We start from the raw sequence: 6869 nt of genomic DNA, 5'->3' as shown, positions 1-6869 counted from the left end.
CTTTGATGAGGGTATCCCGAGAGGCGCGACCGCGCAAAATACCCTTGCGAGCATAGTCGCGTTCGGAGAAGATGCCAACCATCTTTCCGTTTTGCATTCCCAGCACGGCGCCGATGTTCTTGGCTTCCATAATTTCCAGGGCGTCGTAAACGGTCTGCTCCGGTCCAACAGACCATATTTTGTCGATCTCCTTTCCTGCCAGGATTTGATGTACTTGCATATTTTGTTCAGTGTAAAAGTTGGGTAGTTGAATAGAATGCAATATTAGGTCAAGATTTCAGTAAGTCCAGATTTCCGGAAATATACCGTTAATTTAGGCGCACATTTACTTCCCCGCTCTCCGAAATAGCTATGCCGACTACCGACGACCTGCTTCCTTCCGAATTGCTCATCAAGCGGTTCCCATTTAAACCTACCGAAAGTCAGGCTCGTTTTTTCGAAAAAATGAACGATTTCCTTGTCGAGGAAGAGGGGTTGGAGCGATATCGCGATGCTTTTGTTCTAAAAGGCTATGCGGGTACGGGCAAGACGACCATCATCAGTTCACTTATCAAGTCGGCTCGGAAGTTTGGGCTGAAAGCTGTCCTTTTGGCGCCTACTGGACGGGCAGCCAAGGTGATGTCAAGTTATTCCAAACGCAAAGCTTTAACTATACATAAAAAGATTTATCGGCAGACTTCAGACGCGTACTCGGGAGCTTTCGTCTTCGAGCGTCAGGACAATTATCACGAAGACACGCTGTTCATTGTGGACGAGGCGTCCATGATCAGTGACGACGCCGACTTTGGTAGCCGCAGCCTATTGGCCGATTTGGTGGATTATATTTATTCCAATCCTTCAAACAAACTCATGCTCGTGGGCGATATCGCCCAATTGCCGCCCGTACGCAAGGAGATCAGCCCTGCTTTGGACAAAGGCTACTTAGAAAAAACATACTACCTCTCGGTATCGGAAGAGGAACTCACCGAAGTGATGCGCCAGGGCGAGGAATCGGGCATACTCTGGAACGCGACCGAGTTGCGTAATCAGTTGGCAGTAGAGCCTCCGGCCATTCAGATTCGAACTAAAACCTTCTCCGATATTTACCGGATGACAGGCGAAAAGTTGGAAGAAGGGCTGCGCTACGCCTATGACAAGCACGGCGTGGAGAATACAATCATCATTACGCGCTCCAACAAGACGGCGGTGAACTACAACCAGTATATCCGGCGGACAATTAATTTCAGCGAAGACGAACTGGACGCGGGCGACCGGCTGATGGTAGTTCGTAACAACTACACCGTGCTGGACGAAGATTCGCCCGTGGGTTTTATTGCTAACGGAGATTTTGTTGAACTACTCAAACTCAAAAGTACTGAGGAAGTCCACGGACTACGCTTCGCCGACGCAGTGCTGCGCTTGTCCGACTACGACGAACAGCCTGAGTTTGAGACAAAGATTATGCTGGACACCTTGCACTCTTCCTCCCCTGCCCTCTCGCAGGAAGAAAATAAGATGCTCTACGAGAGTGTTATGCAAGATTATTTCTTCATCCAGTCAAAAAAGGAACGCGCCGAAGCGATGCGCAAAGACCCTTACCTCAATGCCCTGCAAATCAAGTTCGCCTACGCCCTAACTTGCCACAAATCACAGGGTGGACAGTGGAGCGCAGTGTTTGTGGATCAGGGCTACGTACCACAGGAACAAGTCAATAGTGAATTCATTCGCTGGCTCTATACGGCCATGACCCGTGCGACCGACGAACTGTTTCTAATGAATTTTCACGGTAACTTCTTCGCGTGATTTCTTGCTATGCTTCCGCGTTTTCTTGTTGAACAGACGCGCAAAATCCGGACTTTCGGTCCGCATCCATTTATCCCAAAAGGTAAAGTACAAACCGTAGTTGTAGCGAAACTGCGAGTGGTGTAAGCTATGATGCGTGGCTCCGATCCACCAGCGGCCAAACCAATGGCGGTGAAAATCGCGTGGGTAAAGTTCGGTATTCAGATGATTAATCGCGCTGGTCATCGTCATAATCGTCAACACGATGACGATGGCGTAGGCGTGCAGTGGAATTAGGAAAGCTATTACGGGAATGAATATGGCCTGAAAGGTACTTTCAATGGGATGAAACGAGAAGGAAGTCCAGGCCGAAGTAGTAATACTGTCATGGTGTACTTTGTGCACGAGCCTGTAAACCTTCGGACGGTGCATCCATCGGTGCAGCCAGTAATAGTAAGTTTCGTGCAAAAACAGCACGAGTAAAATACTCACTGGAAACCAAGCCTGGGGGTATGTTTCCCAATCCAGATAAATCCTGGTGTAGCCCTTTTGCCAGGCTACGAGCATAAGCCCTCCGGCCAATGCGAATAGTACCGAGGTCACGAACGACCAACCAATCTCGATCCAATCCTGCCGCAAGCGGCGCGGGCGGTCTTGAACCACGCGATGCGATAGCTTTTCTTTAAAAGTACTTTTAACCAAGACACTGAAAAGCAGCGCAGTACCGACGTAACGGCCAAATACCCCTAAAAAAATAAAGAATGTCGTGAACAGAAAAGTAAGCGGTGAGGCGATGTCGATTTCTGTATTCATAGCTAATTTATTTTCCACCATCCAGCGTAAGGTATTTGTTATTTCCGCCACGCAGTTTGGCGGAAAGTGTCCGAACCAGCACTTTGTCAATTCGTCGTTTGTCTTTCAACAAAATGCGATACTCGTATCGTTTCCTGGTTTCCGCACTTTGCTCAAATATAAATGGCAGCGTATCAACTACTGGTTCATTTCTGGAACTCAATAGCGTAAATTCAAGGGAAAGGCTATCCTTTAAAACACAAAGCGGGTTTGATGGTAATTGGGCAAATAAATTGACAGTGAGTGCTTTGTCATCTGTTTTGAAACCTTCCCCTTTAAGGCGAATCAAATTTATGGAAGTTAGTCCGTCGATTCGTGTTACGTTTTCAATACTGTGGCTGCGGCCCCTTACTTGAATGCCGTCAAAACGCTGATTGACGTAAGCCACGTTCCGATTGCAAGCGATCGTGTCCAATTCCCAAATAGTGTATTGATTGGCGCGGTCGTCGATGTTCAGAGCGGGAATGAAATAATCGAGATCAGTATAAAAGTTTAACAATGAGGTAGTTTTGTAGTTATTCGAGACAATCAAATCCTCACCCGCGATTTCCTGCACCTTTTGGGCAAAGCCACGGCTACCGTGAAAGTCCCATACGCGGTCTTTCTGAATATCGACCAGCGGATAAATTAAATGTACTTTAAGTAGAAGTAAAATCCCGGCAAAAACCCAGGCCAGCTTGCGATAAGTAGGAAACCAGCGAACCGATTCTACGCTCCTGTACCCCAAATATAGCAGCGGAAAAATACAGAAAATCGTCCAGTTTGGTTCGATATACTGTCCCTTGAACGTGACCAGAAAGAAGAAAATCAAAGTACCGTACAAGTTCCATTGTAATGATCTCTCCCAAAGGTCAGCGGCGTGATAGCGGAAAGAGGCGATCAGCAAAGCCACCGAAACCAATCCGCCATGGTAGGGAATATTCCCAAACAGGTACTCGATCGTTTGCCCAATTTTATAAGAAGACCCACGATCCACCAAATGGTATTGTAGCGACGGAAAATCGTGTCTTACCTGCCAATAAATATGGGGAGAGAACAATGTCAAGCCCAGCAGCCCGGCCAAGTAAAACCGGTAGTTGATCAACAATCTCGGATTGCTCAGAACCACAAAAAGAATGACCAGTGCGCCGTGGTACTTGCTCAACAGCATCAATGCCGCCGTCAGGCCGAGCAAAACCCATCTGTACCATTCCAGATTCCTAAGAAACTCTCGATAAGCCAGAATGAAGAGTAAGGCGAAGAAGAAGAAGGGTGTATCGGGCAAAGCCACGAAGCCCGACAAGTGAAAAGTGAGAAAGGAAAAAAGCGTCAGGCAGAAAACGAGAATATTTTGTGGCTTAATTACATAGTAGATGATCGCCAAACTTCCGGTCATCAGGAAAGCATTAACCAGCCTGACTGCTAACTCGGTTTTACCCAAAAAACTACCCAGCCCAATCATCACCGCTACGCCCGGCGGGTGATCAAAGTACCCCCATGCCGGAAACTGTGAGTACATCCAGTAGTATGCCTCGTCGAAATATAATTCAGTATGTGTAGCCGTGAAAAGGGATTGCAAAAACCAAAATGCCAGGAAGATCCAGAAGGTAAGTCGACCAGATGTCTCCTTTAATCTCATATCAGCACGGGCTGCCCCGTCGTATATCATAATTCTCTGGAAACTGCTGCCCGGCGTAGCCGATCGTTGATAGCTCTTCCCAAATCTATCTCGGGAAGAATTTCTACCCATATCTCCTTGACCGGACTGGCATCTAACTTTCGCAAATACCCGAATAGATTCTGCGCGGCCTGAAGAAATAGGGAATTGGTCAGCCCATTGTTGGACAATGTCTCAATACTTTGCTCCGCCAAAACGAGGCAGTTTTCGTGCAATGCCACATGCCTGGGTTTCGTAAAAAACAGATACCCAATTTCAGCGTCTAACTCTCGATCGGCCATTTCCTTCTTTGAGTGCAGATACAGTGGCTTTCGCGGCGCATAGTGACTCTTTAACATTCCAGGAGCCAGCGGACTGGAACTTGAATACAGATTAAATTCTACGCTACCGATCATTGATTCTATATCTTCCGAACGTAAGCCACCCAAGCGAAGAATTCGTGGCGTTTCCTGCTCAAAAGAGACGATGGTGGATTCGATACCAACCAGGCATTCCCCGCCATCCAGTATGAAGGGAATTTTATCGCCTAACTGTTCCTGCACGTGCTGAGCGGTAGTAGGGCTAATATACCCGAAGGGATTCGCACTTGGCGCGGCTAAGGGGAATTCCAACATTTGAAGCAATTCCAGAGTTAATGGGTGGTGGGGAACGCGCAAACCCACCGTTGGCAAACCAGAGGTCACCAAGTCAGGAATGATTGATTTTTTCGGCAGCAAAAGAGTGAGTGGACCAGGCCAAAAGGCTTCAGCCAACTGCCGGGCTTTCTCGGGAATATTAGTGACGTAATCCGACATTGAGTCCAACGACTTTACATGTACAATAAGCGGATCAAAGGTTGGACGATCCTTAGCCGCAAAAATCGCCGCCACGGCTTTACTATCGAGTGCGTTAGCCGCCAGTCCGTACACCGTTTCGGTAGGTATAGCCACTAGCTGACCAACTTTCAGCAATTCCCCTGCTTCTCTGACGTTCGTACTTACTAATGCCACCCTTTCTAAATTTTTTGCAAATATAAGAGGTCATTCAGTAGTAAAAAGGCTCTATTTGCTTATATTTATTGGTCAAAATTAAATCCTATATAAATCAGTCAATCTATGAGTTTTCAAATAAAAGAGCCACCTACTGAATTCGACGTCGTCATCGTGGGCTCGGGTGCAGGCGGCGGTATGGCGGCTTATCAACTTGCCAAGGCCGGGGCTAAGGTCGCGCTGCTCGAAGCAGGTGGCTACTATGACCCTGCCGATCCCAAATATATTACTCAACTCAAATGGCCTTACGAATCGCCGCGCAGAGGAGCCAGCACACCTTTCCGAAATTTCGGCGATTTTGACGCCGCCTGGGGTGGTTGGGAAATTGCGGGCGAACCCTATACCCGCAAGAAAGGCACCGAGTTTGACTGGTTTCGTTCGCGCATGATGGGTGGCCGCACCAACCACTGGGGACGTATTTCGCTGCGCTTTGGGCCGGACGATTTCCGCCGCAAGAGTATCGACGGCCTCGGCGAAGATTGGCCCATAGATTACAAGACTGTGGCACCTTACTACGATCAGGTCGATAAACTCATCGGAGTGTTTGGTGAGGCAAATGGTCTGCCCAACGATCCCGACAGCATATTCCTGCCCGCGCCCAAACCGCGTTTGCACGAGCTGATGCTTATGGAATCCGCCAAGAAATCCAATGTCCCCATTTACCCCAATCGACTTTCCATCCTCACCAAGCCCATCAACAATGAGCGTGGTTCCTGTTTCTACTGTCACCAATGCAATCGGGGTTGCCAGGCATATGCCGACTTTTCGGCGTCTTCGGTGCTGGTTATTCCTGCCGTCAAGACTGGCAATGTAACACTGACTACCAATGCAATGGTGCGTGAGGTACTTACCGATCAGAATACGGGTACGGCTACGGGCGTTTCCTATGTCGATCGCGAGACGTTGACTGAACACGTGGTTAAAGCCAAAGTTGTATTATTGGCCGCCAGTGCCTGCGAATCAGCACGTTTGCTGCTCAACTCAAAATCGACACGCCATCCCAACGGATTGGCCAATTCCAGCGATGTGGTGGGTAAGTACCTTCATGACTCCACCGGGGCCTCGCGCGGTGCTTTCATTCCAGAGTTGATGGATCGCAAGCGCTACAACGAAGACGGCGTTGGCGGAGCGCACATTTATTCCCCCTGGTGGCTCGACAATAAAAAGCTAGACTTCCCACGCGGCTATCACATCGAGTACGGTGGTGGTATGGGTATGCCCGGATACGGCTTCGGCTGGGGAATGGAAAATACGAATGGCAAGTACCCCGGTCCTGATGGAAAGATGAAGGAAGCTGGTGGATACGGTGCTTCGTTGAAAGACGATTACCGCCGCTTTTACGGTGCCTACATTGGTATGTCAGGACGCGGCGAAGCAGTAGCGTCAGCCGACAACTATTGCGAGATCGATCCCAACACAGTAGATAAATTTGGCATTCCGGTTTTGCGGTTCAGTTACAAGTGGTCGGACTATGAGATTAAGCAGGCCAAGCACATGCAGGACACCTTCGAACAAATCATCGACTCAATGGGCGGCGTAGCCTCCGGCACCAAACCGGGAGCGGACCGCGA

The 6869-nt window shown here is 48.7% G+C and carries 6 protein-coding genes; 2 read left to right on the top strand and 4 right to left on the bottom strand.

The features are described from left to right. Positions 1–220 (bottom strand): CBS domain-containing protein (locus ACEW8P_RS05860; RefSeq protein ID WP_373512169.1); only part of this gene is annotated, 220 nt, incomplete at its 3' end. Between the two features lie 131 nt (positions 221–351). Between ACEW8P_RS05860 and ACEW8P_RS05855 the strand changes: the two genes are divergently transcribed. Further along, positions 352–1782, top strand: a complete 1431-nt coding sequence (locus ACEW8P_RS05855) for an ATP-dependent RecD-like DNA helicase (protein ID WP_373512168.1) — start codon at positions 352–354, stop codon at positions 1780–1782. Here the strand turns inward: ACEW8P_RS05855 and ACEW8P_RS05850 are convergent. The 3 genes from ACEW8P_RS05850 to ACEW8P_RS05840 all read right to left on the bottom strand — a co-directional run bounded on the left by ACEW8P_RS05850 (position 1750) and on the right by ACEW8P_RS05840 (position 5259). Next, positions 1750–2574 (bottom strand): sterol desaturase family protein, encoded by an 825-nt coding sequence (locus ACEW8P_RS05850; RefSeq protein WP_373512167.1) that lies wholly within the window; start codon positions 2572–2574, stop codon positions 1750–1752. The genes ACEW8P_RS05855 and ACEW8P_RS05850 overlap by 33 nt on opposite strands. Positions 2575–2581: 7 nt before the next feature. Beyond that, positions 2582–4171, bottom strand: a complete 1590-nt coding sequence (locus ACEW8P_RS05845) for an ArnT family glycosyltransferase (RefSeq protein ID WP_373512166.1) — start codon at positions 4169–4171, stop codon at positions 2582–2584. Between the two features lie 86 nt (positions 4172–4257). Then, positions 4258–5259, bottom strand: a complete 1002-nt coding sequence (locus ACEW8P_RS05840; protein ID WP_373512165.1) for an L-threonylcarbamoyladenylate synthase — start codon at positions 5257–5259, stop codon at positions 4258–4260. Between the two features lie 105 nt (positions 5260–5364). Here ACEW8P_RS05840 and ACEW8P_RS05835 point away from each other — a divergent pair. Beyond that, positions 5365–6869: GMC family oxidoreductase N-terminal domain-containing protein (locus ACEW8P_RS05835; protein WP_373512164.1), on the top strand; the 1505-nt coding region annotated here is incomplete at its 3' end.

It is taken from the genome of Persicitalea sp. (assembly GCF_041751555.1).
In the GTDB taxonomy this organism is placed as follows: Bacteria; Bacteroidota; Bacteroidia; order Cytophagales; family Spirosomataceae; genus Persicitalea.
This window is presented reverse-complemented; position numbering and strand designations above follow the sequence as displayed.